A 26,921-nucleotide genomic window follows, 5' to 3' on the forward strand; every position below is an offset into this window, starting at 1 on the left:
GGCTGCGGGGGCTGTCGGTACCCGCCGGGCCGGCCCCGGGTTTCACCTCGGCCAGGGCTGCCCGCGCGCAGTCCGGACGGTCGCGGGTGGTCTGTCCGCCGGGCCGGACGCGGTGAGTGTGGGTTCCGTCGGTCCGGATGTGGTCAGACCACTGCGCCCCGGCCCGGGTCGTCGTCCTCGTCGTCCGTGCGCATGCGCACCACCAGAGTGGCGAAGCCGCCCAGGAAGCCACCGATGCACAGCGTGGTCAGCCACCAGGTCATCTCCCAGCCGAGCAGTATCGCCAGCAGGAGCAGCACCGGACCGCCCAGTACCCCCAGCCACGCGAACTTGGACGTGACGTCGGCCTCGGGCAGCGGCGGGGGCTCCGGCGGTACGAAGTGGCCCTCGTCTCCGTCGTCGAAGTCGTCCTCCGCAGGCTCGGACACGCTGTAGTCGCGCGGGCCGCCCACGCCCGGTGCGAAGGCGACCGACCCGCCCAGCGGCTTGACCGGCTTGCCCCCGGCCCGCGTCGGTGCCCCGGCCGGTGCCTCGTCGTCGGCGGCCCCGATACGTGGGTCGGTGTCGGTGTCGGTGTCGGTGTTGGTGTCGGACTCCAGCAGCGCCAGATCCTCGACCGACTTGAACGGCTTGGCGCCCGCCGGGTCCGGCGGCTCGTCACCGTACCCGGAGACGATCGCCTCCCACGCGGCATCCTCGTCGAAGGGAACGCCCTGGTCCTGATGCTCCGGGCCACTGCCGTCACGCCCCTGGCCCGCACCTGCCTCGCGCGCCTCGCGGGCCTCGCGGGCCTCCTGGTCCTCACGCCCTTCGCGGTCCTCGCGGTCCGAGTCGTGCTCAGCCACCTGTGGTCGTCCCTTCCTTGCCGAGACCGGGCTCCTTGACGGCGCCGGGTGCGAGCCGTCCGATGAACGCGGTGCTCTCCTGGAAGATCCGCTCCGCGTCATGGTCCAACGTCGCCACGTGGTAGCTCTGTTCCAGCAGGACCTCCGTCACGTCGAGCGACGAGACACGGCCGAGGATCCGGGCGGAGTCCGTGGGCGGCACCACATGGTCCTGCGGACTGCGCAGAAGCAGCAGCGGCTGGGTGACCTGGGGAAGCTCGCCGTCGAGCAGGCGCAGGAAGGTGCGCAGGGAGTGCGCCGCGTGCAGCGGCACCCGGTCGTAGCCCACCTCCGTGGCCGACGGGTCCGCGATGTCGCTCGCGATGCCCTTGGTGGTGGGGACGAGATGGCGGAGCACCGGGAGGGCGTGCGCGGCCGCGCCGTGCACCTTGTTCGCCGGGTTGACGACCATGACACCGCTCACCGCGTCGCCGTGCTGCGCGGCCAGGCGCAGGGCCAGCGCGCCGCCCATGGACAGACCGGCCACGAACACGCGCGAACAGCGGTCCCGTAGCAGTCGCAGCTCGCGGTCCACCTCCGCGTACCAGTCCTGCCAGCCGGTGGCCCGCAGGTCCTCCCAGCGGGTGCCGTGCCCCGGGAGCAGGGGCAGCGAGACGCTCAGGCCATGCTCGGCGAAATGCTCCGCCCACGGGCGCAGCGACTGAGGCGAACCGGTGAAGCCGTGGCAGAGGAGGACAGCGGCCTCCCCGCCCTCATGGCGATACGGCTCGGCTCCGGTCAGGAGCGGCACTTTCGGCCTCCCGGTCGTAAGAGTCGTCGGAGTCGTGGAAAGGGTCGAGGAAGTCGACGGGCTGCACACGGGTTGCAGGACCTTCACCGTACGCGACCACACTGACACCGACCAGGGCCGTAGGAGCCATTGACGGGACTCCGGGTTAGGGTCTGAATCCACACGCAGAGGGAAGGCACTCGGTTGTTGTACGGCGCCATGAAGGTCACCGTCGGAGGGTCGCTGAAGCTTGCCTTCAGGCCCTGGACGGAGGGCCTGGAGAACGTCCCTGCCGAGGGTCCCGCCATCCTGGCCAGTAACCACCTGTCGTTCTCCGACTCCTTCTTCCTGCCGGCCGTCCTCGACCGCAAGGTCACCTTCATCGCCAAGGCCGAGTACTTCACCACACCTGGAGTGAAGGGCCGGCTGACGGCCGCCTTCTTCAAGGGCGTCGGGCAGCTCCCGGTGGACCGCTCCGGCGCGCGCGGTGCCGGTGAGGCGGCGATCAAGAGCGGCATAGAGGTCCTCGAACGTGGCGAGCTGTTCGGCCTCTACCCCGAGGGCACACGCTCGCCCGACGGCCGTCTCTACCGCGGCAAGCCGGGTGGCCTCGCACGCGTGGCGCTCGCCACCGGCGCGCCCGTGCTCCCGGTCGCCATGATCGATACGGAGAAGGTCCAGCCGCCGGGGAAGGTCGTCCCGAAGCTGATCCGGCCGGGCATCCGCATCGGCAAGCCGCTGGAGTTCAGCCGCTACCAGGGCATGGAGCACGACCGTTTCGTACTCCGCGCGGTGACCGACGAGGTCATGTACGAGATCATGAAACTCTCCGGCCAGGAATACGTCGACATGTACGCGACCGCCATGAAGCGGCAGCTCGCGGAGACGGCGAAAGCCGAGAAGGACGCCGAGAAGGCGGAGAAGGAAGCGGCGAAGGAAGCGGCGAAGGAACTTCAGAAGGAAGCCCGGAGGGAGCAGGCTGCCGAGCAGCGGCGGTCCGACCCCTAGGGCCTGCCTGCGGGCGAGGGCCTGCGGGCGAGGGCCGGGGGGCGAAGGGTGGGGGAGGACATGCCCAGGCGCGAGAGAGTCATGAGGATGTCGGTCGAGCAGCCGTTGTGGCGCGCGCTCGCCGGTTACCGGGTCCTCACCATGGTGTACGCGGTCGGCCTGTTCGCCACCGCCTACGAGAGGTTCGAGCGTCCCTGGCTCGCCGTCGCCTACTTCTCCCTGTTGGCCGTATGGACACTGGCCACCCTGCCCCAGGTCGCGAACGCCGCCGCCTGCACCAGACGCTTCCTCGCCGCCGACCTGACCACCGCGCTCGCCGGCATCCTGCTCACCCCCGTCGCCGACGCCCCGGAGCGGGTCGCGGCCGGCGGTCCGACCATGCCGTCGATATGGACCGCGGGCGCGGTGCTCGCCTTCGCCATCAAGGGCGGCTGGCGCTGGGCAGCCCTCGCCTCCAGCCTGGTCGCCGTCGCCAACCTGGTCGAGCGCGGCAGCCCCGCCCGCGACACCGTGCACAACGTGATCCTCGTCTGGGTCGCGTCCATCGCCATCGGCTATGTCGTCGAGGTCGCCCGCGCCTCCGAGCGCACCCTCGCCCGCGCCCTGGAGATCGAGGCCGCGACCAGGGAGCGGGAGCGGCTCGCGCGGGACATTCACGACAGCGTGCTCCAGGTGCTCGCGATGGTGCAGCGGCGCGGCGCGGTGATCGGCGGCGAGGCGGCCGAGCTCGGCCGGATGGCCGGTGAACAGGAGGTGGCACTGCGCACCCTGGTCTCCGGCGGCCTGGTGCCCCTGCCCAGAGGGGCAAAGGACACGGCCGGGGGATCGGCGGGCCTGCGCACCGTGGACGGGACCGCCGACGAGGCCGGGGACGGCACCGGCGACGACCCCGTCGACCTGCGGGTCCTGCTGGCACCGTACGCCGGCGCCCTCGTCAGCCTCGCCGAACCCGGGGCGCCGGTGCCGCTCGCGCCGGCCGCCGCGCGGGAGCTCGCCGCCGCTGTCGGGGCCGCCCTGGACAACGTACGCACACACGCGGGGCCCCACGCGCGCGCCTGGATCCTGGTCGAGGACGAACCGGACGAGGTGATCGTCACCGTCCGCGACGACGGGCCCGGCATCCCCGAGGGCCGGCTCGCCCAGGCCGAGGGCGAGGGGCGGCTCGGGGTGGCCCTGTCGATCCGGGGACGGCTGCGCGACCTCGGCGGCAGCGCGGAGCTGATCTCGGTGCCCGGCCAGGGCACGGAGGTCGAGCTGAAGGTGCCGAAACACAACAGTGACGAACAGGACGTACGGGGGAAGGCGGAGCAGCGATGACCGACACGGCAGCCGGAGAGCCGGGCGGAGGGCCGGGTAGGAGCGGGCAGGGCCCGGTCAAGGTGATGGTGGTCGACGACCATCCCATGTGGCGTGACGCGGTCGCCCGGGACCTGTCCGAGTCCGGCTTCGAGGTGGTCGCCACCGCGGGCGACGGCGACCAGGCCGTGCGCCGCGCCAAGGCCGCCGCCCCCGACGTCCTCGTCCTCGACCTGAACCTGCCCGGCAAGCCCGGCGTCCAGGTCTGCAAGGAAGTCGTCGCCGCGAACCCGGCGCTGCGGGTGCTGGTGCTCTCGGCGAGCGGCGAGCACGCCGACGTCCTGGAGGCGGTGAAGTCCGGTGCCACCGGCTATCTGCTGAAGTCCGCCTCCACCCAGGACCTGCAGGCCGCGGTGCGCCGCACGGCCGCGGGCGACCCGGTGTTCACCCCGGGCCTGGCCGGACTGGTCCTCGGCGAGTACCGCAGGCTGGCCTCCGACCCGGGACCCGCCCCGGACAGCGGCGCGTCCAAGGCACCCCGGCTGACCGGCCGGGAGACCGAGGTGCTGCGCCTGGTCGCCAAGGGCCTCAGCTACAAGCAGATCGCCGAGCGGCTCGTCATCTCCCACCGCACGGTGCAGAACCACGTACAGAACACCCTCGGCAAGCTCCAGCTGCACAACCGCGTGGAACTCGTCCGCTACGCCATCGAACGCGGCCTGGACGACGAGTAGCACCAGCCGGCCGGGCAACCGGTCGGCCAACCGGCCCGGTCCTCCCCGAAGCCGGCCCTTCCGGTCGAACCGGGGACCCGGGGGCCGAAACGCGCCGCTCCTGCTCCGTCCGGCCCGGGCGCATCCGTCCCGGCCCCGTATATTCGCGCACAAGGCGGCTGCCGCGTACGGCAGTCGTCGCGTACGGAAGAGTTCCCGGCACGACCCCTGGAGGGACCCTGTGGAGATCCTCGCGTTCGGTGTGCAGGCCGACGAGAAGCCCTTGATCGAGCGGGCTTTCCAAGGGCACCACGAGGTGCGCGGCCTGCATGTCTTCCTCAACGAGGACACCGCCCCCATCGCGGCGGGCCACGAGGTGATCTCCACCAGCGTCAACTGCGACCTCGGCGCCGGAGTCCTGGAGAGCCTGGAGGCCGGCGGCACCCGGATGATCGCCCAGCGGTCCACCGGCTTCAACAACGTCGACCTGAAGACGGCCGAGCGGCTCGGTCTGACGGTCGCCCGGGTGTCGTACTACTCGCCCCACTCGGTCGCCGAGTTCGCCTGGGCCCTCGCCATGGCCGTCAACCGCCGTATCGTCCGCGCCTCCACCCGCACCCGCGACTTCGACTTCCGGCTCGACGGGCTGATGGGCCGTGACATGCACGGCCGCACCGCCGGCGTGATCGGCACCGGCAAGATCGGCGAGGCGTTCACCCGGATCGCGCACGGCTTCGGCATGCGGCTGCTCGGCTGGGACGTCGCCGAGAACCCCGCCTGCCGGGACCTCGGCATGACCTACGTCCCCAAGGAACAGCTGCTCGCCGAGTCCGACCTGGTCAGCCTGCACGTCCCGCTGCTGCCGGAGACCCTCCACCTGATCGACGAGGCCGCCCTGCGGACGATGCGGGACGACGCGATCCTGGTGAACTCCAGCCGCGGCGGACTCGTCGACACCGCCGCCCTCGTCGCCGAACTGCGCGCGGGCCGCTTCACCGGCGTCGGACTGGACGTGTACGAGGCGGAGGCGGGCCTGTTCTTCCTCGACAGGTCGCTGGAGGCCATCGAGGACGACACCCTGGCCCGCCTCGTCACCTTCCCGAACGTGCTGGTCACCTCCCACCAGGCGTACTACACCGCGGACGCCGTCGGCCAGATCATCGAGACCACGGTGGCCAACGTCCTCGACTACACCGAGGGCCGCCGCTCGGAGAACGTCCTGGTCCCGCGCAGCTGACCCATCAGCTCGGCGACGATCGCCGCGCCGTTCAGGGTGAGCACCGACTCGGGGTGGAACTGCAGCGCCGCGAAGCCGGGCCCGCGCAGCGCGTGCACCTCGCCGTTCGCCGCGCGGCTCACCTCGATGCCGTGCGCCGCCAGCTCCGCCGCCGCCTCGTCGTCGCAGCGCGCGACGAAGCTGTTGTAGAAGCCGACCGTCTCCGGTCGGCCGAACAGGCCGATCTCCGTCTGCGTCCCCTGGTACGGCACCTCCTTGCGGACGGTCTCCAGCCCCAGCTCGGCCGCGATCAGCTCGTGGCCGAGGCAGACACCGAGGACGCCGTGGTGCCGGTCCGCCCCGATCACCTCGGCGGTCAGACCGCGCAGGAACCGCATCCTCGGGTCCTGCGTGTCGGACGGGTCGCCGGGGCCGGGGCCCAGCACGACCGGGCCGTCGTGCTCGAGCACCGTCTCCCGCAGCCCGGGTTCGTCGTACCGCCGGACGGTGACCGCGAGCCCCGACGCGCGCAGCACATGCGCGAGCATCGCCGTGAACGTGTCCTCCCCGTCGACGACCAGTGCGTGACCGTCCAGGGCCGGACCGTCCAGCGCATGACCGTCCAGGGTCCGGCCGACCGGGCCGTCCGACGGCCGGTGCTCCCGCATCCGCAGCCAGAACGGGGCCAGTGAGGCCCGCCGCCCGTCCAGCGCCGCCCGCACCCGGGGGTCGTCCGCCAGCCGCGGCCGTACGGACTCCTCGCGCGGCCGCCCGGGACGAACCCCCAGCGCGGCCAGCACCCCGGCCGCCTTCGCGTGGGTCTCGGCGACCTCGCCCGCCGGGTCGGAGCCCCGCACCAGGGTGGCGCCGACCGGCACCCGCAGCCGCCCGGCCGCGTCGATGTCGGCGGTGCGGATGAGGATGGGGGAGTCGAGGGTCTGGGCCCCACCCGCGTCCCGGCCGAGCAGCGCCAGCGCACCCGCGTAGTAGCCGCGCCCGCCGGACTCGTGCCGCTCGATCACCCGGCAGGCGTTCTGCACCGGCGACCCCGTGACGGTCGCGGCGAACATGGTCTCCTTCAGCACCTCCCGCACATCCAGCGAGGACCGGCCGCGCAGCTCGTACTCGGTGTGCGCGAGGTGCGCCATCTCCTTCAGCCGGGGCCCGACCACGACCCCGCCCATGTCACCGACGGTGCACATCATCTTGAGTTCCTCGTCGACGACCATCGACAGCTCCTCGATCTCCTTGCCGTCGGCGAGGAACTCCAGCAGATGCTCGGGGGTCGGCCCGCCGGCCGGGTAGCGGTAGGTGCCGCTGATCGGGTTCATCACGACCGTCCCACCGGACGCCCGCACATGCACCTCGGGGCTCGCCCCGACCAGCGTCCGCCCTCCCGCCTCCCGCCCGGTGTGCACCACGAACGTCCAGTACGCGCCCCGCTCGCCCGTCAGCAGCCGCCGGAACAGCGCCAGCGCGTCGGCCCGCCCGAACCCGGGGATACCACCCTCGTAGGTCCGCCGGATCACGAAGTTGGCGCCCTCGCCGCGCCCGATCTCCTCGCGCAGCACCCGCCCGACGATCCCGGCGTACGCGTCGTCGTCGACGTCGAAGCCGCCGCCCTCCACCCGCACGTCGTGCGCGGGCAACTGCTCCAGGGCCTCGGCGAGCGGGATCTCGTGGCGCTCCTCGGGGGTCAGCACCAGCAGCGGGGTGCCGTCGTCGCGCACGTCGAAACCGCGCTCCCGGATCTGCCGGAAGGGGATGAGCGCCAGCCCCTCGTCGGGAAGGTCGGCCAGGCGGTCACGGGGGGTGACGGGGCCGAGCAGCAGCTCCACCACAGTGTCGTCGTGGCCGGGCGTGCGGCGGCGCAGCAGGGCGAACGGACGGGGATCGTCCAGCAGGCCGAGCAGGTTCATCGGTCGGTTCATCGGTCGTGGTCCCTCGGTGTGGGAGGGCCGACCCGCGGGCGCCGCGCGGTCCGCGAACGCCGAAAGGCCGCCCCTCGGGCGGCCTTCGCGAAGACTTGCGTACGCGCTACAAGGTCAGTGGGCCGCCGGAGAAGCGGGCCACCACCAGTTCGGGGCGGAAGGGTTCTGAGTCGAACCGATCCGGGTCGAAAGCGCGGACATGTGACGCACCCTAACGTATCCGCCGAGGACGGCTCCGATGTGTTCGCCATCCGATCACGGAGCGCGTTCCCCATCTCACTTCCTGGGCATCGCCCGGAAGGCACCATCCCACCCCGTAATGTTGAGGCGTGACCGTGAACGTTAAGACCAGCCCGAGCGCTGGCAACACCTGGCGAGACCTGCCCGCGGCGCAGCAGCCCGAGTACCCCGACACCGAGGCTCTGCGCGCAGTGATCGCGGACCTCGAGTCGTATCCACCGCTTGTCTTCGCGGGCGAGTGCGACCAGCTGCGCGCCCGGATGGCGGCCGTCGCCAAGGGAGAGGCGTTCCTCCTCCAGGGCGGCGACTGCGCCGAGTCCTTCGACGCGGTGTCCGCCGACCACATCAGGGCCAAGCTGAAGACACTGCTCCAGATGGGTGCCGTACTGACGTACGCCGCGTCCGTGCCGGTGGTGAAGGTCGGCCGCATCGCCGGCCAGTACTCCAAGCCGCGCTCCAAGTCGACCGAGACCCGCGACGGCGTGACGCTGCCCACCTACCGGGGCGACTCCGTCAACGGCTTCGACTTCACCGAGGCCACCCGCATCCCGGACCCCGAGCGGCTGAAGCGGATGTACAACGCCTCGGCCTCCACGCTGAACCTGGTGCGCGCCTTCACCACCGGTGGCTACGCCGACCTGCGCCAGGTGCACGCCTGGAACCAGGACTTCGTGAAGTCGTCCCCGTCCGGCCAGCGCTACGAGCAGCTCGCCCGCGAGATCGACCAGGCGCTGAACTTCATGCAGGCCTGCGGGGTCGAGCCGGAGGAGTTCAAGACGGTCGAGTTCTTCTCCTCGCACGAGGCGCTGCTGCTGGACTACGAGTCGGCGCTGACTCGCGTCGACTCGCGCACCGGACAGCTGTACGACGTCTCCGCGCACATGGTGTGGATCGGCGAGCGCACCCGGCAGCTGGATCACGCGCACATCGAGTTCGCCTCGAAGATCCGCAACCCCATCGGCATCAAGCTCGGCCCGACGACGACGGCCGAGGAGGCGCTGCAGTACATCGAGCGTCTCGACCCGGACCGCGAGCCCGGCCGGCTGACCTTCATCGTCCGCATGGGCGCGGACAAGATCCGCGACAAGCTGCCCGAGCTGGTCGAGAAGGTCACCACCTCCGGCGCCACCGTCGCCTGGGTGACCGACCCGATGCACGGCAACACCTTCGAGGCGGCCTCCGGCCACAAGACCCGCCGCTTCGACGACGTGCTCGACGAGGTGAAGGGCTTCTTCGAGGTCCACAAGGAGCTCGGCACCCACCCCGGTGGCATCCACGTGGAGCTCACCGGCGACGACGTCACCGAGTGCGTGGGCGGCGGCGACGAGATCTTCGTCGACGATCTGCACCAGCGCTACGAGACCGCCTGCGACCCGCGGCTCAACCGCAGCCAGTCGCTGGACCTGGCGTTCCTCGTCGCCGAGATGTACCGGGACCAGTAGGCATCGGCAGCGGCGGGTGACGGCGCCTGTACCGGTCACCCACCGCTCACCTGCCGAAACGGCGAGGGGTGGGGCACGGATCACATGGAATCCGAGCCCCACCCCACTTTTGCGGCCTGCGGGTGACTAGTAAGGTTAGGTTTGCCTCACCGATCAGGAGTCGGTACGGCACGACCCACGCTACGTCGGGAGGTGAACCGCGTGTTCGTCTGCAGCTGCTTCGGAGTGACCGAGGAACAAGTGAAGAGTCACGCGGATGCCGGGGCCTGCACTCCCCGGCAGATCGCCTCCGCCTGCAAGGCCGGCACCGACTGCGGCGGCTGTGTGCGACGCATCCAGGCGCTGCTCGGCCGTGGCGCCTGCCCCCGCCGACAGCCGGCCGACCAGGGGCGGCCGCCCCTCGCGACGGAGCTCCCCGAAGCCGCGTGAGCCCTGTCGGGCTAATGGGTCGAGAACCCGCCCGTCCCCGGGCCCGAGGAGTCCGGCGGGGACTGCTCGATCACCGTCGACAGGTACAGCGCCTCGCCCAGCTTCTCGATGAGTTCCAGCTGGGTGTCCAGGTAGTCGATGTGGTGCTCCTCGTCGGCGAGGATCGCCTCGAAGACGTTGGCGGACGTGATGTCGTTCTTGTTGCGCATGACCTCCACGCCCCGGCGCAGGCGGTCGATGGCCTCGACCTCGATCTCCCGGTCGGCCTGGAACATCTCCGTCACCGTCTGCCCGACCCGCACATGGAAGAGCCGCTGATAGTTGGGCAGGCCGTCCAGCAGCAGGATGCGGTCGGTGAGGACCTCCGCGTGCCGCATCTCGTCGAAGGACTCGGCACGCGTGTGCTCGGCGAGCTTGGTCCAGCCCTTGTGGTCCTGCAGTTTCGAGTGCAGGAAGTACTGGTTGATCGCGGTCAGCTCGGCGGTCAGCTGCTCGTTGAGGAATTCGATGACTTCGGGGTCGCCCTGCATCGCAGAGGCTCCTTCCGTACGAATGAACGGGCCAGATGCGCCGCATGATTTCACTGGCGAAGAAGATCGTCCAGTAAGTGTCGACTTAGTAAGTACGGGAATGCTTGCTCCTGTTCAGTGTGGATTGCCCCACTTTGCGGGGCCCCGGTCTGATGCGTTACGCCGGGTCTGTCAGGATGGAAGCATGGGTCAGCCGGCGGAACGCGAATCGGGGGAGCGAGCAGCGGAGGAAGGGGCACGGTTCGAGCTCCCGCCGGGGCAGCGACTGCAGAAGGGCTGGCCGGTCACGCACTACGGGCCGGTGCCCAAGTTCCGGCCCGAGCGCTGGGAGTTCAGGGTGTTCGGCGCCACCGTCGACGGCGACAAGCACTGCTGGAACCATGAGAAGTTCACGGCCCTGCCGTACCGCAGCGTCGTGGCCGACCTGCACTGTGTCACCAAGTTCAGCATGCTCGGCGCCGAATGGGGCGGCATTCCGGCCCGCACCCTCCTGGAGCTCGCCCCACCCGCGCCCGACGTCACCCATGTGATGGTCTGGGCCGAGTACGGATTCAGCTCCAACCTGCGCCTGGCGGACTTCGCGTCCGAGCGGACCCTCTTCGCCACCCACAAGGACGGCGAGCTGCTGACCGCCGAGCACGGATTTCCGCTCCGTCTGGTCGTCCCCCATCTGTACGCCTGGAAGGGACCCAAATGGGTCCGCGGAGTGGAGTACATGACCGCCGACCGCCGCGGTTTCTGGGAGGAGCGCGGCTACCACAACGTCGGCGATCCCTGGAAGGAACAGCGCTACTCGTACCAGGAGGAGCCCGGGGAGGGACCCGAGCTCTGAGCCGGTCCGGCATGCGTCCCCCAGGACCGCGGGGGACTACGACGATTCCCGGAGCTTCTTCAGCCGCTGCACGTCCGCCGCATGGCCCTCCTTGCCGCCGGGTGTCTCGATGACCAGCGGTACGCCCTCGGTCGCGGGGTGCGTCATCAACGCGCGGAACGGGTCCTCGCCGATATGGCCGTCGCCGATGTTCGCGTGACGGTCCTTGTGCGCGCCGACCACATCCATGGAGTCATTGGCGTGGATCAGTTTCAGCCGTCCCTCGCCGACCGTGTCCACCAGCAGATCCAGTGTTTGATGCATTCCGCTCGGCCCGGTCAGATCGTGGCCGGCCGCGAAGACATGGCAGGTGTCCAGGCAGACCCCCAGCTTCGGGTGGGCGTCCAGCACCTCGAAGTACGGTCCGAAGTCCCAGGTCCGCGAGCAGAGGGAGGAACCTTGGCCGGCCGTCGACTCGAGGAGCAGGAACGGGTCGTCGTCATGGGTGAGCTCGTCGAGCAGCGGCAGCAGATACTCCCGTACCTGCGCCAGCGCCACCGACCGCTCCCGTCCGCCCGTCGCGCTGCCGGTGTGGACCACCACGCCCAGCGCCCTGATCTCGCGCCCGCGCCGCAGCGAGTGCCGCAGCGACTCGACGGACCGCTCGGCGGTCGCCCGGGTGTGGGACCCGAAGTTGATCAGGTACGGGGCGTGCACGTACGCCGGGATCGAATCGGCCGCGCACGCCTCGCGGAAAGCCTCGTCCTGCTTCGGGTTGCCGGCCGGTGTCGCCCAGCCGCGCGGGTTGGCGACGAAGACCTGAACGGCCTCCGCGCGCAGCTCACGGGCGTAGGACAGTCCGACGGAATACAGACCGCCGGCCACGGGGACATGGCCGCCGACCGGGTTGCGCGCAGGGCCGGACAGATGACTCTTCACCCTTCCAGGGTGTCACGCCGCTGTCCGGCGGCCGTCGCCGGATCAGCGGAACGGCAGCTCACCGGACCGGCAGGGCAGGGGATCAGCGGATCTTGAGGGTGATCGTCGAGCCCTTGGGCGCGGTGTCCCCGCCCGCCACGGACTGCTCCCTGACCGTGTCGCCGAACAGGCCGAGCAGCCCGCGGTCCTCCTCCACCTGGAACCCGGCCGCCTCCAGCTTCTGCGTGGCCTCGTCCACGCTGCCGCCGACCACGTCGGGAACCTCGATCATCTCGGGTCCCTTGGACAGCGTCAGTGTCACGGTGTCCCCCTTGACGGCCTCCCTGCCCGCCTCCGGGCTCTGCCGGGCCACCTGGCCCGCGTCGTGCTCGGAGGTGATCCGCCCGGTGGCGATCTCCACCTCGAGGCCGGCCCCCTCCAGCTCGGCGCGCGCGTCCGCCAGGTCCTCGCCGGTCACGTCGGGGATGTCCACCGGGTTGCCCTTGCTCACGGTGAGCGCCACCGCCGAGCCCGCGCGGACCTCGGTGCCCCCGGCCGGCCCGGTGGAGATCACGGAGCCCTTGGCCACGTCCTCGCTGAACTCCCGGGTGACCATGCCCGGCTCCAGGCCCACGTTCTTCAGCGTCGCCCGCGCCTTGTCCAGCGCGACGCCGTCCACATCGGGCACCTTCACGGTCTCCGGCCCCTTGGAGAGGGTCAGCGAGACCGAGTCGGTGCCGCGGATACGGGAGCCCGCCGCCGGGTCCGTACTGATCACCGTGCCCCGCTTCACGGAGTCGCTGTACGCCTCCTCGACCCGGCCGACCTCCAGTCCGGCCTCCGTCAGCCGGTCCCGGGCCTCCTTCTCGGTCTTCGCCAGCAGCGGCGGGACCTTGGTGAACTGGCCCGAGTTGATGTACCAGACGCCCGCTCCGGCCCCGAGAACCAGCAGCACCACGACGACGATCGTCATCGGGCCGCGCAGCAGCGCCGGGCCGCGCCGGGGCGGCAGCGGCGCCGGGGTCCAAAGCCGGCTGGTGCGGTGGTAGGAGTCCGCACCGCCGCCGTGCCCGCGGTGCTCGTCGTCCTCGTTGACGGGCAGCGGGCGGGATGGGGGTCCCCCCGCGCGAGCGAAGCCGAGCGTGGGGGAGGTCAGCGCGCGCGGGATGACGCTCGTACGGTCGTCCGCGTTGTGGTGTTCCGAGGAGAGGGCCTGGGGCGGTACCGCGTCCAGCTGCGCCGCGTCGAGGCCGCCGCGGGCCTCGCGGACCTGTGCGAGCAGCGCCACCGCGTCGTACGGACGGACCTCCGGGTTGCGCGCGGTCGCCGACGCGACCAGCTCGTCCAGCGCGTACGCCATACCGGGAACGACGGCCGAAGGCGGCGGCACGTCGTCGTGCAGATGCTTGTAGAGCACGATCGCGGGGGAGTCGCCCTCGTGCGGCCGCTCACCGGTCAGCATCTCGTAGAGCAGGATGCCGCACGCGTAGACGTCCACGCGGGGGTCGGCGGTACCGCTCTCGATCTGCTCCGGTGCCAGGTAGGAGACCGTGCCCAGCACGGTGCCGGTGGTGTTCGTCACCGTGCCCACGCCCCGGACCAGGCCGAAGTCGGCGACCTTGACCCGGCCGTCGTCCCCTATCAGGACGTTCTCCGGTTTCATGTCCCGGTGCACGAAACCGGCCCGGTGCGCGGCACCGAGCGCGGCCAGCATCGGCTCCAGGATGTCCAGCGCGGCGCGCGGCTGCAGCGCCCCGCGCTCGCGCAGCACGTCCCGCAGGGTGCAGCCGGCGATGTACTCCATCGCCAGATACACGTACCCCCGGTCGGTGCCCTGGTCGAAGACCTGCACCACGTTCGGATGGTCCAGGCGGGCCACCGACTTCGCCTCGCGGATGAACCGGTCGACGAAGGAACCGTCGGCGGCGAGCGCCGGGTGCATCACCTTGAGCGCGAGCACGCGGTCGAGGCGGGTGTCCACGGCCCGGTAGACCGTGGCCATCCCGCCGACCGCGATACGCGCCTCGACGCGATACCGGCCGTCGAGCACCTGCCCGACCAGAGGGTCCTGAAGGGTCGTGTCCACGCAGGGAGTCTACGAGCAGCCGCCGACACCCCCCACCGCTTCGTCGCGGATCGGTCCGCGACTGCAGCCCACCTGTGACGCAACCCACGCATGCAGCTCGGGAGGGGTGTGGCCGCGGCCCGGGACCACGCCCCACCGCGGCTGCGGTTCCGGACCAGGATCGTGCTCCGCGGCGGGTGCGGTTCCGGCCCGGAAATGTGTTCCGACGGGCCCGATCCGGGGCCAGGGCCATGCTCCGGCGCGGATGCGCTCCAGAGCCGGAACACATCCAGACCCGGAGGAGTTCCGGTTCTGGAACACATCCCGAAGCGGATTCGACTTCGGCCCTGGAACGCATCCCGTCGCGGGCACGGGTTCCGGCTGAGGGACGTGGTGGGACGCGGTCCGGGCCGTGGCACGGCAGCCGCCGATGGCGGTGCACCCCCGCGAGGAGCCCCCACCTCCCGACCGGTTGGAAACGGGTGGTGCGCCGGTGGGAGAACAGCCCGGTAACGGCAACCCCCTCAGAACGCGGGCCGCTCCGGATCCAACGCGGCGAGGCCCTCCGCAGGAGACGACGCCTCGGCGAAGTACCGCCGCGGAATCCGCCCCGCCCGCCTGGCCAGCCGCCCCGCCTCGACCGCACTCCGCATGGCGGCAGCCATCAGCACCGGCTCCTGCGCCCGCGTCACCGCCGAGGCGAGCATCACCCCCGCGCACCCCAGTTCCATCGCCAGCGCCGCGTCCGACGCCGTACCGGCGCCCGCGTCCAGAATCACCGGCACACGCGCGTGCTGCGTGATCAGCTCGAAGTTGTGCGGGTTGCGGATGCCGAGCCCCGACCCGATCGGTGACCCGAGCGGCATGATCGCCGCACAGCCGGCGTCCTCCAGTCTCCGCGCCAGCACCGGGTCGTCATTGGTGTACGGCAGCACCGTGAACCCGTCGTCGACCAGCGTCTGAGCCGCCTCCAGCAGCTCGATCGGGTCCGGCAGCAGGGTGCGCTCGTCGGCGATGACCTCCAGCTTGACCAGGTCGGTGCCGAGCGCCTCCCGCGCGAGACGCGCGGTGAGCACCGCCTCGCCGGCGGTGTAGCAGCCCGCCGTGTTCGGCAGCACCCGGATGCCCAGCTTGTCCAGCACCGACAGGACCGAGCCGTGCACCGAGGGGTTCACCCGCCGCATCGCGACGGTCGTCAGCTCCGTACCGGACGCCACCAGTGCCCGCTCCAGCACCTCGAGGCTGGGCGCCCCGCCGGTCCCCATGATCAGCCGGGACGTGAAGGACGTACCGCCGAGAACGAACGGATCGTCGGCCATGGTCAGCCTCCTTGGACGGCGGTCAGGACTTCCACCCGGTCCCCCTCGGAGAGGGACGTGAGCGGCCACCGCGCGCGGGGGACGACGGTTTCGTTGAGGGCGGCGGCCACCCCGGAGGGAGCCGGGGTCAGGGTGGCGACCAGCGCGTCGAGCGCCGTACCGGAAGCCACGTCGCGCGGCTCCCCGTTCACGGAGACGGTGACGGTGGGGCCGGCCGTGACATGCGCCGGATCGTTCATGCGGACTGCTCCGTGAGTGCGGCGGCGGTGAATCGCCGGGGTGTGAAGGGACGGGCCTCGGCCGGGAGTTCACCGGTGGTCAGGACCTCGGCCAGGACGTCGCCGGTGACCGGCGTGAGCAGCACGCCGTTGCGGTGGTGCCCGGTCGCGAGGACCAGCCCCGCCAGCGCGGACGGGCCGAGCAGCGGCGCGTTGTCGGGGGAGCCGGGGCGCAGCCCGGCCCGGGTCTCGGTGAACGGCAGTTCGGTGATCCCGGGGACGAGTTCGTGGGCGTCGCGCAGCAGTTCGTACACCCCGCCCGCGGTGACGGTCGTGTCCCAGCCCTGTTCCTCGGTGGTCGCCCCGATCACCAGCTCCCCGTTCTCGCGCGGCACCAGGTACACATGGCTGCCGCGCACCACCGCGCGTACCGTCCGGCTCAGGAACGGACCGAACCGGTCCGGCATCGTGAGCCGGACCACCTGCCCCTTCACGGGACGTACCGGAGGCAGCACATCCGCCGGGACCCCCGCGAGCCGCCCGCTGAGACTGCCCCCGGCGAGCACCACCTGCCCGGCGCTCAGTTCGGTGCCGTCGGCGGTGACCACGCCCGTGGCCCGCTCCCCGGCGACGGTGAGCCGCCCGGCCCACGCGCGGTGCACTGCCACTCCCGCCCGCTCGCAGGCGGTCACCAGCGCGGCCGCCAAGCGCCGGGGGTCGATCTGGTGGTCGCCGTCCACCCGCAGCCCGCCGCGCACACCCGGTGCGAGCATCGGCTCCAGGCGTCGGCACTCCCGCCCGGACAGCCACTGCGCGTCGAGCCCCGACTGCTGCTGCAGGACGTGCAGTTCGCGCAGGTGGGCACGGTCGTCGGCGTCCAGCGCGACCGCGAGCGTGCCGCAGCGGCGGTAGCCGAGGTCATGGCCGGTGGCCTCGGTGAGCTCGGCCGCGAAGTCGGGGTAGCGGCGCGCGGAGGCGAGATTCAGACCGAGCAGGGTCTGCTCGCCGTAGTGCAGTTCCGTGACGGCGGCCAGCATCCCGGCGGCCACCCGGGCGGCGCCGGCGCCCGGCTCGGGGTCCAGCACGGTCGTGGTCAGCCCGCGCTGCGCGGCCCGCCAGGCCGTGACCAGTCCGATGATCCCGCCCCCGACGACGAGGACGTCCGGAGAACGTCCCGGAGCGCGCGGGGTGCCTGAGGTGTGTGTGGGCGACATGGGCGTCCAGCCCCTCCCTTCGCCGGCATGACCCGGATCAGGTTCATACGGTCGGAGGCCGCCAGCCTCCCTCTCAGCCCGGTGCGTCCGGACTCCCGCGCGTGCTTTACCGTGGCCAGCCTAGCCCCGGAACAACGCCGGAACAACGAACGCGCAGGGAGCCTCACATGGCTGGTTCACTCGACGGCCTGGTTCTCTCCCCGGTCGCCGACCAGGCGCCGGGGCAGGTCGGCACCCGCACCCGGTTCGTCTACCACGAGCGGGACGGCCGGATCTGGGCCGAGTACGCGGGCGGTGACGTCGTCCGCGGGCACCTGGTGGGCACCAGGGAGGGGGACCGGCTGGACTTCCGGTATGTGCAGCTCAAGCACGACGGCACCACCTCCTCGGGCCACTGCGAGTCCACGGTCGTGGAACTGCCCGACGGGCGGGTGCGGCTGGAGGAGACCTGGGAGTGGGAGTCGCAGCCGGGCAGCGGCACCAGCGTGGTGGAGCAGCTCACGGCCCCCTGAGATCTGTCCGGCGATGGGGCAGGTGTCTATGGTGATCAGGTGAGCGAGCAGACGCAGGAACGGGGACCGGCCGGGCCGCGGCGCGTGGTGGTGACGGGGGCCGGAATGGCCGGCGTGCAGACCGCCGTCGCCCTCCGGGAGCAGGGTTTCACCGGCACCGTGACGCTGATCGGCGCCGAACCCCACCAGCCGTACGACCGGCCACCCCTGTCCAAGGCGGTGTTGCTCGGTACGGCGGAGGGCTCCGCCTTCGACGTCGACTTCGAGGCACTCGGCATCGAACTGCGGCTCGGCTGCGAGGTGTTCGGGCTGCGTCCCGCCGACCACGAGCTGGACACGGAGGCCGGGCCGGTCCCCTACGACGTGCTGGTCGTCGCGACCGGAGCCGAACCGGTCCGGCTGCCGGGCGCGGAGGGGGTTGTGGGCGTTCATCTGCTGCGCACCCTGGACGACGTCGAACGGCTGCGGCCGGTGCTCGCGCGCCGGCAGGACATCGTGGTCGTCGGTGCCGGCTGGATCGGCGCGGAGTTCGCCACGGCGGCGCGCGAGGCGGGCTGCGCGGTCACCGTCGTGGAGGCCGCCGACCGGCCACTGGCCGAGGCGCTGCCCGCCGAGGTGGCCGCCCCGATGACCGCCTGGTACGACGACGCGGGAGTGGTGCTGCGGACGCACGCGCGCGTGGAGCGCGTCGAGCCCGGCGCGGTGGTGCTCGACGACGGCGCGCGGCTGCCCGCGGGCGCCGTCGTCGTCGGTATCGGTGCCCGCCCCGCCACCGCCTGGCTGGCCGGCTCGGGAATCGAGCTCGGCGAGCACGGCGAGGTGGTCGCCGACGCCCGCCTGACGACCTCCGTGCCGGACGTGTACGCGGTGGGCGACTGTGCGTCCTTCCCCTCGGAGCGGTACGGCGAACGCCTGCTGGTGCACCACTGGGACAACGCCCTCCAGGGCCCGCGCACGGTCGCGGCGAACATCATCGGGGCGGCCACCGGTGCGCCCCGCGCGGTGTACGACCCGGTGCCGTACTTCTGGTCCGAGCAGTTCGGACGCTTCGTCCAGTACGCCGGGCACCACGCGGACGCCGACCGGACGGTGTGGCGCGGAGAGGCCGACGGCCCGGCGTGGACGGTCTGCTGGCTCCGCGCGTCCCGGCTGGTCGCGCTGCTGGCGGTGGGCCGCCCCCGCGACCTGGCCCAGGGGCGCCGGCTGATCGAGGCGGGCACGGTGATGGACGAGACGCTGCTGGCCGACCCGGCGAGACCGCTGAAGTCGGCGAAGGCGTGAACCGGAATCCTTCGGGCTGATACGTCCGCCCGGGTGGAGGGGTCCGACTTCCGGCTGTCAGTGCCAGATGGCAGGCTTGTCCCGTGACCGAGATTGACGCAAAGATCGATGCTCTCGTCCCCGCCTGGCTCACCCTTCCCGACATCGCCGAGATGCTCGGCGTCGAGGTGACGCGCGTCCGGCATCTGGTCAAGGAGGGCCAGCTCATCGCCGTACGCCGGGGTGAGAACCGCGCACTGCACGTCCCCGCCGCCTTCATCGACGAGGACAAGGTCGTCAAGGGCCTCTCCGGGACCCTGACGCTCCTGCGGGACGACGGCTTCACGGACGAAGAGATGCTGGAATGGCTCTTCACCCCCGACGAGAGCCTGCCGGGCACGCCCGCGCAGGCACTGAGTGAGAACCGCGGCACGGAGGTGAAGCGCCGCGCCCAGGCGCTCGCCGTCTGACCCCGGGACGGAACGCCGGGACCCGCACAAGCGCCGGTACGCACATCCTCGTGTGCTCCCGTAGCTGTGTGCGTACGCAGCTGTGTGCGTACGCGGGCCTGGGCCCGCACTCGCACTCATGCAGGTACCCGGCCGTGAAACAGCCACCCGGCGCCGCTGTCACAGGGCGCCGGGAGGGCCCCGCGGCCGCAGGTGGCCGCCGGCCCGCTCGCGGCCGGTCTCCCGGTCGCCGGGGCAGCGGCATAGGGTCCGTTGCGGTGTGCGCTCCGCCGGCCCCGGTGGGCCGGGGGCATCCGCCGACGACCCACCGGGCCCGCCCCGCGCCGGCCGGGCCCGGCCGCCACCGACACACGGGGGACTCCCGCATGCCCGACACCGCCGCAGGCACCGCCCCGCGCGCCCGCCTCGCCGACTCCCTGGTCTACCTCTGCACCGACGCCCGCAAGCGGCAGGGCGACCTCGCGGAGTTCCTGGACGCGGTCCTGGCCGGCGGCGTCGACATCGTCCAGCTCAGGGACAAGGGCATGGAGGCCGCCGAGGAGCTGGGGCACCTGGAGGTCCTCGCGGACGCCTGCGCCCGGCACGGCAAGCTGCTCGCGGTGAACGACCGCGCGGACGTCGCCCACGCCGCCGGCGCCGACGTACTGCACCTCGGACAGGGCGACCTCCCCGTTGCCGCGGCCCGGGCCGTCCTCGGCGAGGACATCCTGATCGGCCGTTCCACGCACGCCGAGTCCGAGGCCGCCGCGGCCGCCGTGCAGGACGGCGTGGACTACTTCTGCACCGGCCCCTGCTGGCCCACCCCCACCAAGCCCGGCCGCCACGCCCCCGGCCTCGGCCTGGTCCGGTACGCCGCCGCCCTCGGCACCGACCGCCCCTGGTTCGCCATCGGCGGCATCGACCTCGGCAACCTCGACGAGGTCCTGGAGGCCGGCGCCCGCCGGGTCGTCGTCGTACGGGCCATCACCGAGGCGGACGACCCGGGCGCGGCGGCGGCCGAGTTCGCGAGGCGGCTGCGGCAGGCGGCACCGGGCACCCGCCGCTGACGCCCCTGCCGGCACCCGTCACCCGCCGCCGGTACCCCGCCCGCCGCCCGCCACCCCGGCCCGCCGCCTCCCCACTCGTCACCGCGTGTCCAAAGGGTGGACAACAAGTCGACAATTCCGGCAAATCTCCCGCATCCGGTTGGGGGACCGGCACCCCCTGGCTAACCTGCCGGTATGGCCCTCGGAACAGCATCCGTCAGGACTGATCACGCGCGCACTGTGCGTGACATGCTCGCTGCCGGAAAGACGACGTACTCGTTCGAGTTCTCGGCGCCGAAGACGCCCAAGGGCCAGCGGAACCTCTGGAGCGCGCTGCGCAGGGTCGAGGCGGTCGCTCCGGACTTCGTCTCCGTCACGTACGGCGCCGGAGGGTCCACCCGCGCGGGCACGGTCCACGAGACCGAGCAGATCGTCGCCGACACCACCCTCACCCCGGTCGCCCACCTCACCGCGGTCAACCACTCCGTCGCCGAACTGCGCAACATCATCGGCCAGTACGCCGACGCCGGGATCCGCAACATGCTCGCCGTGCGGGGCGACCCGCCCGGCGATCCGATGGCCGACTGGATCCCGCATCCGCAGGGCCTGACCTACGCCGCCGAACTCGTCCGGCTCATCAAGGAGTCGGGTGACTTCTGCGTGGGTGTCGCCGCCTTCCCGGAGATGCACCCCAGGTCGTCCGGCTGGGACACGGACGTCGCACGCTTCGTCGACAAGTGCCGGGCCGGCGCCGACTACGCGATCACCCAGATGTTCTTCCAGCCCGAGTCCTATCTGCGCCTGCGGGACCGGGTCGACGCGGCGGGCTGCGGGACACCGGTGATTCCGGAGGTCATGCCGGTGACCAGTGTGAAGATGTTGGAGAGGTTGCCGCAGCTCAGTAACGCGTCGTTCCCGGATGCCCTGAAAGAGCGGATCCTCGCAGCGGCGGACGATCCGGCGGCGGTACGCTCCATCGGTATCGAGTTCGCCACGGAGTTCTGCGCACGGCTGCTGGCCGAGGGAGTGCCCGGACTGCACTTCATCACGCTGAACAACTCCACGGCGACGCTGGAAATCTACGAGAACCTGGGCCTGCATCACCCACTGCGGGCCTAGACCGGTCGCACCGGTGTACGACACACTGCGTAGCGGCCACTGGGAGAGGGGCGTACATGGGCTGGACGGTCCTCTACATCGCGTTCGGTGTGGTCGCGTTGTGGCTGCTCGGCGAGGTGCTGCTGCAGTACAAGGCACGCCTGCGCTGGCGGCTGCTCGCCTTCGCGGGCTTTCTGGGCGTCGTGCTCGGTGTGCTGATCCCGTCCGTCGTCGTGATCGGCCTGGGCGCCGTCGCCTTCGCGATCGGTCAGACCTACGTCACGCTGTCGTTCCGCCGCGGCTTCGCGGCCGGCTGGGCGGTCAACACCCCGCTGCTGTCCGCCGTCAAGGGCGGCCGTGGTGACCGCGAGCGGGAGGAGCCGACCCTGGAGGTCTCCGGCCTGGAGGCCACCGGCGACGGGTACGGCGACGAGGGCGCCGAGCAGCGCCGCGACCGGGCCTCCTACGGAACCGACGACGACTACGACCGCGACGACGTGTTCACGCCCGTGCGCGGCGAGCAGCAGGAGGCCGCCGAGACCACCGCCGTCTACGAGCCGCAGCCCATGCCCGACGACACCGGCTCGTACGGCGTCTACGGCGACAACGGGTACGCCACCCCCGCCCAGGACCAGTACGCGGCCACCGCCCAGAGCACCGACCAGGGCTACGACACCGGCCAGAACTACGCCTACGGCTACTCCGGTTACGGCCAGCAGCAGTCCTACGACACCACGGGCCAACAGCAGCAGTACGCCGCCTACTCCGACCCGTACATCGGCAACCCGACCTATGACGGGACCTCGTACGACACCGGATACACCGACCCGCAGCAGCAGTACGGCCAGCAGGGCTACGGCCAGGACCAGTACGGCGGCGGCTACGGCGGCGAGACCCCGGCGGGCGGCCTGTGGGTCCCGCAGCAGCGCAACACCGACGACCTGTACGGCGGCGAACTCCCGCAGGAGCAGCCGTATCCGTACCAGGACAACGGCCAGCAGGGCCAGACCCCGGGCAACGGGTACGACGAGCAGCAGTACCGTTACTGACCCGGCCCCGGCCGTCGGCCCCGGCCGGTGATCCGTCCCGCGGGGGCCCGCCCCGGCCCATCGCGGCTCACTGGGACCCGCGGAACTCCGGTCCCTCCACGATCAGGCCCGCGACCAGCGCACCCGACATCCCGGCGTGCGGGAGGCCCCCGCCGGGGTGCGACCAGCCGCCTACCGTCAACAGCCCCGGTATGCCGGTGCTGTTGGACGGGTGCAGCAGGCGCCCGCCCGCCGCGGCGAGCGCCGGGACGGGCACCGCTCCGCCCTCCGCGCCCGTCGCCTCCGCGATGTCGTCCGGGGTGCGGACCTCGCTGTGCAGGAGACGGTCGCGCAGGCCGGGTACGGCCCGCTCGGCGGCGGTGATCATGTTCCGCGCGTGCTCGTCCAGGCCCGGTCCCGCAAAGCCCGCGGGCACCGCCGAGGTGAGGGTGACCGCCTCATGGTCCGCGTCGGGGACCAGGGCCGGGTCGTCGGGGCGCAGGACCGTGACCGTGGGGTGTGCGGGCAGGACCGCGGGAGAGCCGAACAGGGACTCCAGCTCGGCCTCCCGGTCCCGGGTGTGCACGACCGTCCGGTGCGGTGTCCCCTCGGGACGTCCGCCGCGCAGCGCCAGCAGCACCGTCAGACGGCTCGCTGTCCCGAAGTGGCCCACCACCTCGCCCTCGCCCCGCACCCGCGTCCCCCGGGTCAGCCGGTCCAGCGCGCCGGGCGTCACCCCCGCGATCACATGATCGGCCTCGGCCACCGCCCCGTCCCCGCTCCCGCCGTCGGAGCCAGAGCCAGGGAAGGCGCCCTCGGTGAACTCCAGGCCCGCCACCCGGCCGTTCTTCTCCAGCACCCCGGTGACCTCGGCGCCGAAGCGGAACTCCACCCCGCGCACCAGGCACCGCTCGTACACCGCGCGGGCCAGCTCCCGCATGCCGCCGCGGACGTACCAGGTACCGAAGGCGTGCTCCATGTACGGCAGTACCGCCGCACTCGCCGGCGTGGACCGGGGGTCCAGGCCGTGCTCGAGCGCGTACCCCTCCAGCAGGGAGGCCAGCCGGGGATCGCGCAGCTCCCAGGCGGCGACCTCGGCGAGTGTGCCCGCCGTGCGCGTGCGCAGCAGCTTCCTGTGAGGGACGGCCGGGTAGGGCTCGCGCCCGGCCAGCACCCGCCAGTCGGGCCACAACGGCTCCTCCAGGAGCGGCCTGCGGGTCCTGTCCCAGGCCTCGCGGGCCCGCACCAGGAAGTCGCCCCAGCGTTTGGCGGCGGCAGGGCCGAGGGCCGCGTCCAGGGCGGAAACGACACCCGCGCGGGACGCGTTCGGCAGCGGGACGTGCGTACCGTCCGCGAACACGTGGTGCGACGACGGGTCGACCTGGACCAGCTCGACGCAGGCCTCCAGCGGCTCCTTGCCCGTCTTCAGGAACAGATCGCGGTAGACCGCCGGCAGCGGGAGCAGCCCGGGGCCGGTGTCGAACGAGAAGCCCTCCCGCTCCAGCCGGCGCAGCGCGCCGCCGTACGTGTCCGTCCGCTCGTACACCGCCACCCGGTGGCCCGCGACGGCCAGCCGGGCAGCGGCCGCCATCGCGCCCAGCCCGGCGCCGATCACCGAAATCCGTGCCATGTCAGGGACTTTATCCGCCCCCACGGACACCCCCGAACCCGAGTACCGCCGCCCACGCCCCGATGACCAGCCGGCGGCCGGGCCGTGTGGGGCCGGGTGCGCAGGGCTGAGTACCCGTACCTAGTCCCCGAGATGAGTACGCGCGCGGATGGGCCACGACCTGCGAAAACGAGAGAGTGGAGACCACGGAGAGGGGCACGGCTCCGGAACCGGCGACACGGGGCGCCGGAACGGTCCGGGCCCGCGATCCGCTCCTTCCGCCGGCCGTGTCGGCGGGAGCGAGGCACGGGGGAACCGGGGGACGACCGCAACGGGGGTTCCACGGGGGGACGTACGGGGAGCACGAAAAGTGCCGGTCCGGCAGTGGCTCGCGGGGGACGCAGCCACCGTCGGACCGGCACTTTTCGTGTCCTGGGCCGGTCGACGACCGCCGCCGGTCGCCGGGTGCGGTCGCCCGCCGCCTCAGCAGTGGCCGCTCACGCGCCCCTGCAGCAGCCGGGACAGCGCCGCGTGCACGTCGTCCAGGGAACGCTCCGGCTGGAAGGCCTGCCAGTCCAGCGCGGCCACCAGCACCATGCCGACCAGCGCCGCCGCCGTCAGCGGAATGTCGATCTCCGCACTGAACTCCTCGTTGTCCACGCCCTCGCGCAGCACGTCCTCGACGACCGCCACGGCCTGCTGCCGGACCACCAGCAGTGTGGACTGCCAGGCCCGGTTGGTGCGCCACAGCTCGGCCACGTACAGCTGGGTGAAGGCCGGGTAGCGGTCGATGAAGACCAGCCCCGCCCGGACCATCGCGTCCAGGGCGTCGACCTTGCCGCCGCCCGCCCCGGCCGTCCGCTCGGCCGCCTCCCGCAGAGAGGCGGAGAGGAGCCCGACCCCGTGCCGCAGCAGTTCCTCGAAGAGGACCGACTTGCTCGCGAAGTTGTAGTAGACCGTGCCCTTCGCGACCCCCGCCCGCTCGGCGATCTCGTCCACGGTGGTGGCGGAGAAGCCCTGCTCCGCGATGAGCGTGACGGCCGCCTCGTAGAGCTTCTGCCGGGTGGCCTCGCGGCGGGCGCTGCCGCCCGACGTGGTGCTGCTGCGTTCCATGCACCTGATTCTCACAGCACCGCCGGTCCGCCCCTCCACGGGCTCGGCTCCGTGACCGGTCCGCCTGGCACCGAACAGTCGATCGAAGCGAAACCCCAGGTCGGAACGGATTGTCAGTGGCATACCTCACGATGAACACATACGGCCACAGAGCCGTCACGAAGACGACAGGAGGTTCGTCATGGCCCACTCGTCCGCAGCCGCCGCCAGCCGGCGCCGCGCCGCTGGCCCTGCCCCCTCACTGACCGGCCCCGCGAGCGATGTCCACCCGGTGCCGCGCCGCGCCACCGCCCCGCCCGCCGCCCTCGACCTGCTTGCCCAGGCCCGTGCCGGACTCGACGAGGCCACCGTCCTCGACACCCCCAACGAGCGCTACGCGACGGCCCACCTCGCCGCCCTGCGCACCGCCGCCGCCGTGCTCGCCGCACGGGGACGGCCCGAGGCCTCGCCCAGGGCCCGGAGCAAAATCCGGAGCGCCTGGGAAGTGCTTCCCGAGATCGCGCCCGAACTCACCGAATGGAGTGCCCTGTTCGCCTCGGGCGCCCGGCGCCGCGCCCGCGCCGAGGCGGGCATCCGAGGCGCGGCCGGCAGCCGGGACGCCGACGACCTGATACGGGACGTGGCGATGTTCCTGCGCCTGGTCGAGCGGATGCTCGTCCTCCAGCCCGCCCTCCCGCAGTCCCGCACGGAGGCGGATCCCTCCGACCACCCCGACGGCCGCGACCCGGGCGACCCTGACCCGGGCGGCGGCACGGCCCGCGAGATGCCCGACGCGGGCTGAGCGCTCCTCCCGGTCTCCTGCCCCGCCACCGCCCGGCGGTGGCGGGGCAGCGCGGCGCGGGCAATGGGGCGCAGGCAATAGGGTGGAAGACGCCTGAAGCCTCCGCGTTCCCTGTCCGGGCCGGGGAGGCAGCCCGATCGCTCCGCCGTGAACGAGGCGGTGCCGCGCCGAGGAGTCAACTGCCGTGTCGGACACCCTGCGCCCCCGCGCCGCTCTCCGTACCGCCGTGGTCTGGGAGGTCCTCCAGGACGCCCTGGAACGCCGGGCCAAGGCGACGGGACGGCCGGCGCTGGACGTCCTCGACACCGGCGGCGGCAGCGGCAACTTCGCCGTGCCCGTGGCCCGCCTCGGCCATCGGGTCACCGTCGTCGACCCCAGCCCCAACGCGCTGTTCGCCCTGGAGCGCCGCGCCGCCGAGGCCGACGTCGCCGACCGGGTCCGCGGCGTCCAGGGCGACGCCCACGGCCTCTTCGACGTAGCCGAGCGCGGCGGCTACGACGTGGTGCTGTGCCACGGAGTCCTGGAGTACGTCGACGACCCGGCCGAGGGTGTGCGCAACACGGTGGCCGCCCTGCGCCCCGAAGGCGTCCTCAGCCTGCTCGCCGCCGGCCTCGGTGGCGCCGTGCTCTCCCGCGCCCTCGCCGGTCACTTCACGGAGGCCCGGCAGGCGCTCGAGGACCCGAACGGCCGATGGGGTGCGGGCGACCCCGTGCCGCGCCGTTTCACCGCGGGTCAGCTCACCGCTCTGGTCGAGGGGGCGGGCCTGCGGGTCGGCGCCGTGCACGGTGTGCGGGTCTTCGCCGACCTCGTCCCCGGCGGACTGGTGGACACCGAGCCCGGAGCCCTCGACGCGCTGCTGAAGCTGGAGGCCGCGGCGGCCGAACTCGCTGCCTTCCACTCGGTGGCCACCCAGCTCCATGTGCTCGGTGAGGCGCCGGGGGCCGAAGGGGCCTGAGCAGCCGCCTGTGACGCGTCGCTGATCAGCGACGCGTCCGTCGCCGCACCGTGCATGGAGTCCGCCACAGGCCCCCCGAATGGCGGCTGGGCACCGTATGATCGAG

The 26,921-nt window shown here is 72.2% G+C and carries 26 protein-coding genes and 1 riboswitch; of the genes, 15 read left to right on the forward strand and 11 right to left on the reverse strand.

Annotated features, from left to right (window positions below; genetic code table 11):
• Positions 1 to 143 precede the first annotated feature (143 nt).
• Together ACFPZI_RS12100 and ACFPZI_RS12105 are read right to left on the reverse strand one after the other, a co-directional pair.
• The gene (locus ACFPZI_RS12100; RefSeq protein ID WP_381362056.1) at positions 144 to 845 is read right to left on the reverse strand and encodes a hypothetical protein; all 702 of its coding nucleotides are present in this window, start codon (positions 843 to 845) and stop codon (positions 144 to 146) included.
• Positions 838 to 1,635, reverse strand: a complete 798-nt coding sequence (locus ACFPZI_RS12105; protein WP_381362059.1) for an alpha/beta hydrolase — start codon at positions 1,633 to 1,635, stop codon at positions 838 to 840. The genes ACFPZI_RS12100 and ACFPZI_RS12105 overlap by 8 nt, the downstream gene beginning before the upstream one ends.
• 198 nt (positions 1,636 to 1,833) lie before the next feature.
• Between ACFPZI_RS12105 and ACFPZI_RS12110 the strand changes: the two genes are divergently transcribed.
• The 4 genes from ACFPZI_RS12110 to ACFPZI_RS12125 all read left to right on the forward strand — a co-directional run bounded on the left by ACFPZI_RS12110 (position 1,834) and on the right by ACFPZI_RS12125 (position 5,868).
• The gene (locus ACFPZI_RS12110) at positions 1,834 to 2,622 is read left to right on the forward strand and encodes a lysophospholipid acyltransferase family protein (protein WP_381362062.1); all 789 of its coding nucleotides are present in this window, start codon (positions 1,834 to 1,836) and stop codon (positions 2,620 to 2,622) included.
• 60 nt (positions 2,623 to 2,682) lie between these two features.
• Entirely contained in the window at positions 2,683 to 3,939 is a 1,257-nt protein-coding gene (gene macS / locus ACFPZI_RS12115; protein WP_381362065.1) for a MacS family sensor histidine kinase, read from the forward strand.
• Positions 3,936 to 4,652 (forward strand): response regulator, encoded by a 717-nt coding sequence (locus tag ACFPZI_RS12120; RefSeq protein ID WP_381362068.1) that lies wholly within the window; start codon positions 3,936 to 3,938, stop codon positions 4,650 to 4,652. Before macS ends, ACFPZI_RS12120 begins: the two co-directional genes overlap by 4 nt.
• A 220-nt stretch (positions 4,653 to 4,872) precedes the next feature.
• Positions 4,873 to 5,868 (forward strand): 2-hydroxyacid dehydrogenase, encoded by a 996-nt coding sequence (locus tag ACFPZI_RS12125; RefSeq protein ID WP_381362070.1) that lies wholly within the window; start codon positions 4,873 to 4,875, stop codon positions 5,866 to 5,868.
• Here ACFPZI_RS12125 and ACFPZI_RS12130 read toward each other — a convergent pair.
• Positions 5,820 to 7,766 carry an anthranilate synthase family protein gene (locus ACFPZI_RS12130; protein WP_381362928.1) on the reverse strand — a complete coding sequence of 649 codons (1,947 nt, stop codon included), beginning with the start codon at positions 7,764 to 7,766 and terminating at the stop codon, positions 5,820 to 5,822. The genes ACFPZI_RS12125 and ACFPZI_RS12130 overlap by 49 nt on opposite strands.
• Positions 7,767 to 8,107: 341 nt before the next feature.
• Between ACFPZI_RS12130 and ACFPZI_RS12135 the strand changes: the two genes are divergently transcribed.
• Both ACFPZI_RS12135 and ACFPZI_RS12140 read left to right on the forward strand, forming a co-directional pair.
• The gene (locus tag ACFPZI_RS12135; protein ID WP_381362072.1) at positions 8,108 to 9,460 is read left to right on the forward strand and encodes a class II 3-deoxy-7-phosphoheptulonate synthase; all 1,353 of its coding nucleotides are present in this window, start codon (positions 8,108 to 8,110) and stop codon (positions 9,458 to 9,460) included.
• 192 nt (positions 9,461 to 9,652) lie between these two features.
• Entirely contained in the window at positions 9,653 to 9,889 is a 237-nt protein-coding gene (locus tag ACFPZI_RS12140) for a (2Fe-2S)-binding protein (RefSeq protein ID WP_381362075.1), read from the forward strand.
• 11 nt (positions 9,890 to 9,900) lie between these two features.
• Here the strand turns inward: ACFPZI_RS12140 and bfr are convergent, their stop codons facing one another.
• The gene (gene bfr / locus ACFPZI_RS12145; RefSeq protein WP_381362077.1) at positions 9,901 to 10,419 is read right to left on the reverse strand and encodes a bacterioferritin; all 519 of its coding nucleotides are present in this window, start codon (positions 10,417 to 10,419) and stop codon (positions 9,901 to 9,903) included.
• Positions 10,420 to 10,603: 184 nt separating this feature from the next.
• Between bfr and ACFPZI_RS12150 the strand changes: the two genes are divergently transcribed.
• Positions 10,604 to 11,251, forward strand: a complete 648-nt coding sequence (locus tag ACFPZI_RS12150; RefSeq protein WP_381362080.1) for a sulfite oxidase-like oxidoreductase — start codon at positions 10,604 to 10,606, stop codon at positions 11,249 to 11,251.
• 36 nt (positions 11,252 to 11,287) lie between these two features.
• Here the strand turns inward: ACFPZI_RS12150 and ACFPZI_RS12155 are convergent, their stop codons facing one another.
• From ACFPZI_RS12155 to thiO, 5 genes are all read right to left on the reverse strand, one after another.
• The gene (locus tag ACFPZI_RS12155) at positions 11,288 to 12,169 is read right to left on the reverse strand and encodes a deoxyribonuclease IV (RefSeq protein WP_381362082.1); all 882 of its coding nucleotides are present in this window, start codon (positions 12,167 to 12,169) and stop codon (positions 11,288 to 11,290) included.
• An 82-nt stretch (positions 12,170 to 12,251) separates the two neighbouring features.
• Complete coding sequence (gene pknB / locus ACFPZI_RS12160) at positions 12,252 to 14,234, reverse strand: Stk1 family PASTA domain-containing Ser/Thr kinase (RefSeq protein ID WP_381362085.1); 1,983 nt, start codon at positions 14,232 to 14,234, stop codon at positions 12,252 to 12,254.
• Positions 14,235 to 14,737: 503 nt separating this feature from the next.
• Positions 14,738 to 15,532, reverse strand: coding sequence for a thiazole synthase (locus tag ACFPZI_RS12165; RefSeq protein ID WP_381362086.1), 795 nt, complete (start codon positions 15,530 to 15,532; stop codon positions 14,738 to 14,740).
• A gap of 2 nt (positions 15,533 to 15,534) precedes the next feature.
• Positions 15,535 to 15,771, reverse strand: coding sequence for a sulfur carrier protein ThiS (thiS, locus tag ACFPZI_RS12170; protein ID WP_381362089.1), 237 nt, complete (start codon positions 15,769 to 15,771; stop codon positions 15,535 to 15,537).
• Entirely contained in the window at positions 15,768 to 16,964 is a 1,197-nt protein-coding gene (gene thiO / locus ACFPZI_RS12175) for a glycine oxidase ThiO (RefSeq protein WP_381362092.1), read from the reverse strand. Before thiO ends, thiS begins: the two co-directional genes overlap by 4 nt.
• Positions 16,962 to 17,073: riboswitch (TPP riboswitch) on the reverse strand. Its footprint overlaps the gene before it by 3 nt.
• A gap of 58 nt (positions 17,074 to 17,131) precedes the next feature.
• Here thiO and ACFPZI_RS12180 point away from each other — a divergent pair.
• The 6 genes from ACFPZI_RS12180 (at position 17,132) to ACFPZI_RS12205 (ending at position 22,378) form a co-directional block, all read left to right on the forward strand.
• The gene (locus ACFPZI_RS12180) at positions 17,132 to 17,476 is read left to right on the forward strand and encodes an avidin-fold protein (protein ID WP_381362095.1); all 345 of its coding nucleotides are present in this window, start codon (positions 17,132 to 17,134) and stop codon (positions 17,474 to 17,476) included.
• Between the two features lie 39 nt (positions 17,477 to 17,515).
• Positions 17,516 to 18,757, forward strand: a complete 1,242-nt coding sequence (locus ACFPZI_RS12185; protein WP_381362098.1) for an NAD(P)/FAD-dependent oxidoreductase — start codon at positions 17,516 to 17,518, stop codon at positions 18,755 to 18,757.
• An 83-nt stretch (positions 18,758 to 18,840) separates the two neighbouring features.
• Positions 18,841 to 19,206 carry an Rv2175c family DNA-binding protein gene (locus tag ACFPZI_RS12190; RefSeq protein WP_381362101.1) on the forward strand — a complete coding sequence of 122 codons (366 nt, stop codon included), beginning with the start codon at positions 18,841 to 18,843 and terminating at the stop codon, positions 19,204 to 19,206.
• Between the two features lie 365 nt (positions 19,207 to 19,571).
• Positions 19,572 to 20,252: a thiamine phosphate synthase gene (gene thiE / locus ACFPZI_RS12195; RefSeq protein ID WP_381362104.1), complete on the forward strand. Its 681-nt coding sequence runs from the start codon at positions 19,572 to 19,574 to the stop codon at positions 20,250 to 20,252.
• A gap of 174 nt (positions 20,253 to 20,426) precedes the next feature.
• A complete protein-coding gene (metF, locus tag ACFPZI_RS12200; RefSeq protein WP_381362107.1) occupies positions 20,427 to 21,350 on the forward strand; it encodes a methylenetetrahydrofolate reductase [NAD(P)H] in 924 nt (307 codons plus the stop codon).
• Positions 21,351 to 21,406: 56 nt separating this feature from the next.
• Positions 21,407 to 22,378: an SCO2102 family sporulation regulator gene (locus tag ACFPZI_RS12205; RefSeq protein WP_381362109.1), complete on the forward strand. Its 972-nt coding sequence runs from the start codon at positions 21,407 to 21,409 to the stop codon at positions 22,376 to 22,378.
• Positions 22,379 to 22,445: 67 nt separating this feature from the next.
• Here ACFPZI_RS12205 and ACFPZI_RS12210 read toward each other — a convergent pair whose 3' ends face one another.
• Both ACFPZI_RS12210 and ACFPZI_RS12215 read right to left on the reverse strand, forming a co-directional pair.
• A complete protein-coding gene (locus tag ACFPZI_RS12210; protein ID WP_381362111.1) occupies positions 22,446 to 23,987 on the reverse strand; it encodes a phytoene desaturase family protein in 1,542 nt (513 codons plus the stop codon).
• A gap of 462 nt (positions 23,988 to 24,449) precedes the next feature.
• Positions 24,450 to 25,079 carry a TetR/AcrR family transcriptional regulator gene (locus ACFPZI_RS12215; RefSeq protein ID WP_381362114.1) on the reverse strand — a complete coding sequence of 210 codons (630 nt, stop codon included), beginning with the start codon at positions 25,077 to 25,079 and terminating at the stop codon, positions 24,450 to 24,452.
• 181 nt (positions 25,080 to 25,260) lie between these two features.
• On the opposite strand from ACFPZI_RS12215, the gene ACFPZI_RS12220 reads away from it, so the two are divergent.
• Both ACFPZI_RS12220 and ACFPZI_RS12225 read left to right on the forward strand, forming a co-directional pair.
• Positions 25,261 to 25,860 (forward strand): SAV_6107 family HEPN domain-containing protein, encoded by a 600-nt coding sequence (locus ACFPZI_RS12220; protein WP_381362117.1) that lies wholly within the window; start codon positions 25,261 to 25,263, stop codon positions 25,858 to 25,860.
• 184 nt (positions 25,861 to 26,044) lie between these two features.
• Complete coding sequence (locus ACFPZI_RS12225; protein ID WP_381362119.1) at positions 26,045 to 26,815, forward strand: methyltransferase; 771 nt, start codon at positions 26,045 to 26,047, stop codon at positions 26,813 to 26,815.
• Positions 26,816 to 26,921 lie beyond the last annotated feature (106 nt).

Origin of the sequence: Streptomyces chlorus (assembly GCF_042655885.1) — a bacterium.
GTDB classification, from domain to species: Bacteria; Actinomycetota; Actinomycetes; order Streptomycetales; family Streptomycetaceae; genus Streptomyces; species Streptomyces chlorus.

Excerpts from the sequence above, each read along its gene's own strand:
- thiE (WP_381362104.1), top strand. The coding sequence starts at position 19,572 with ATGCCCGACACCGCCGCAGGCACCGCCCCGCGCGCCCGCCTCGCCGAC.
- thiS (WP_381362089.1), bottom strand. The coding sequence starts at position 15,771 with ATGAACGATCCGGCGCATGTCACGGCCGGCCCCACCGTCACCGTCTCC.
- ACFPZI_RS12120 (WP_381362068.1), top strand. The coding sequence starts at position 3,936 with ATGACCGACACGGCAGCCGGAGAGCCGGGCGGAGGGCCGGGTAGGAGC.
- bfr (WP_381362077.1), bottom strand. The coding sequence starts at position 10,419 with ATGCAGGGCGACCCCGAAGTCATCGAATTCCTCAACGAGCAGCTGACC.
- ACFPZI_RS12150 (WP_381362080.1), top strand. The coding sequence starts at position 10,604 with ATGGGTCAGCCGGCGGAACGCGAATCGGGGGAGCGAGCAGCGGAGGAA.
- ACFPZI_RS12210 (WP_381362111.1), bottom strand. The coding sequence starts at position 23,987 with ATGGCACGGATTTCGGTGATCGGCGCCGGGCTGGGCGCGATGGCGGCC.
- ACFPZI_RS12110 (WP_381362062.1), top strand. The coding sequence starts at position 1,834 with ATGAAGGTCACCGTCGGAGGGTCGCTGAAGCTTGCCTTCAGGCCCTGG.
- ACFPZI_RS12215 (WP_381362114.1), bottom strand. The coding sequence starts at position 25,079 with ATGGAACGCAGCAGCACCACGTCGGGCGGCAGCGCCCGCCGCGAGGCC.
- thiO (WP_381362092.1), bottom strand. The coding sequence starts at position 16,964 with ATGTCGCCCACACACACCTCAGGCACCCCGCGCGCTCCGGGACGTTCT.
- ACFPZI_RS12130 (WP_381362928.1), bottom strand. The coding sequence starts at position 7,766 with ATGAACCTGCTCGGCCTGCTGGACGATCCCCGTCCGTTCGCCCTGCTG.
- ACFPZI_RS12205 (WP_381362109.1), top strand. The coding sequence starts at position 21,407 with ATGGGCTGGACGGTCCTCTACATCGCGTTCGGTGTGGTCGCGTTGTGG.
- metF (WP_381362107.1), top strand. The coding sequence starts at position 20,427 with ATGGCCCTCGGAACAGCATCCGTCAGGACTGATCACGCGCGCACTGTG.
- ACFPZI_RS12220 (WP_381362117.1), top strand. The coding sequence starts at position 25,261 with ATGGCCCACTCGTCCGCAGCCGCCGCCAGCCGGCGCCGCGCCGCTGGC.
- ACFPZI_RS12180 (WP_381362095.1), top strand. The coding sequence starts at position 17,132 with ATGGCTGGTTCACTCGACGGCCTGGTTCTCTCCCCGGTCGCCGACCAG.
- macS (WP_381362065.1), top strand. The coding sequence starts at position 2,683 with ATGCCCAGGCGCGAGAGAGTCATGAGGATGTCGGTCGAGCAGCCGTTG.
- ACFPZI_RS12165 (WP_381362086.1), bottom strand. The coding sequence starts at position 15,532 with ATGGCCGACGATCCGTTCGTTCTCGGCGGTACGTCCTTCACGTCCCGG.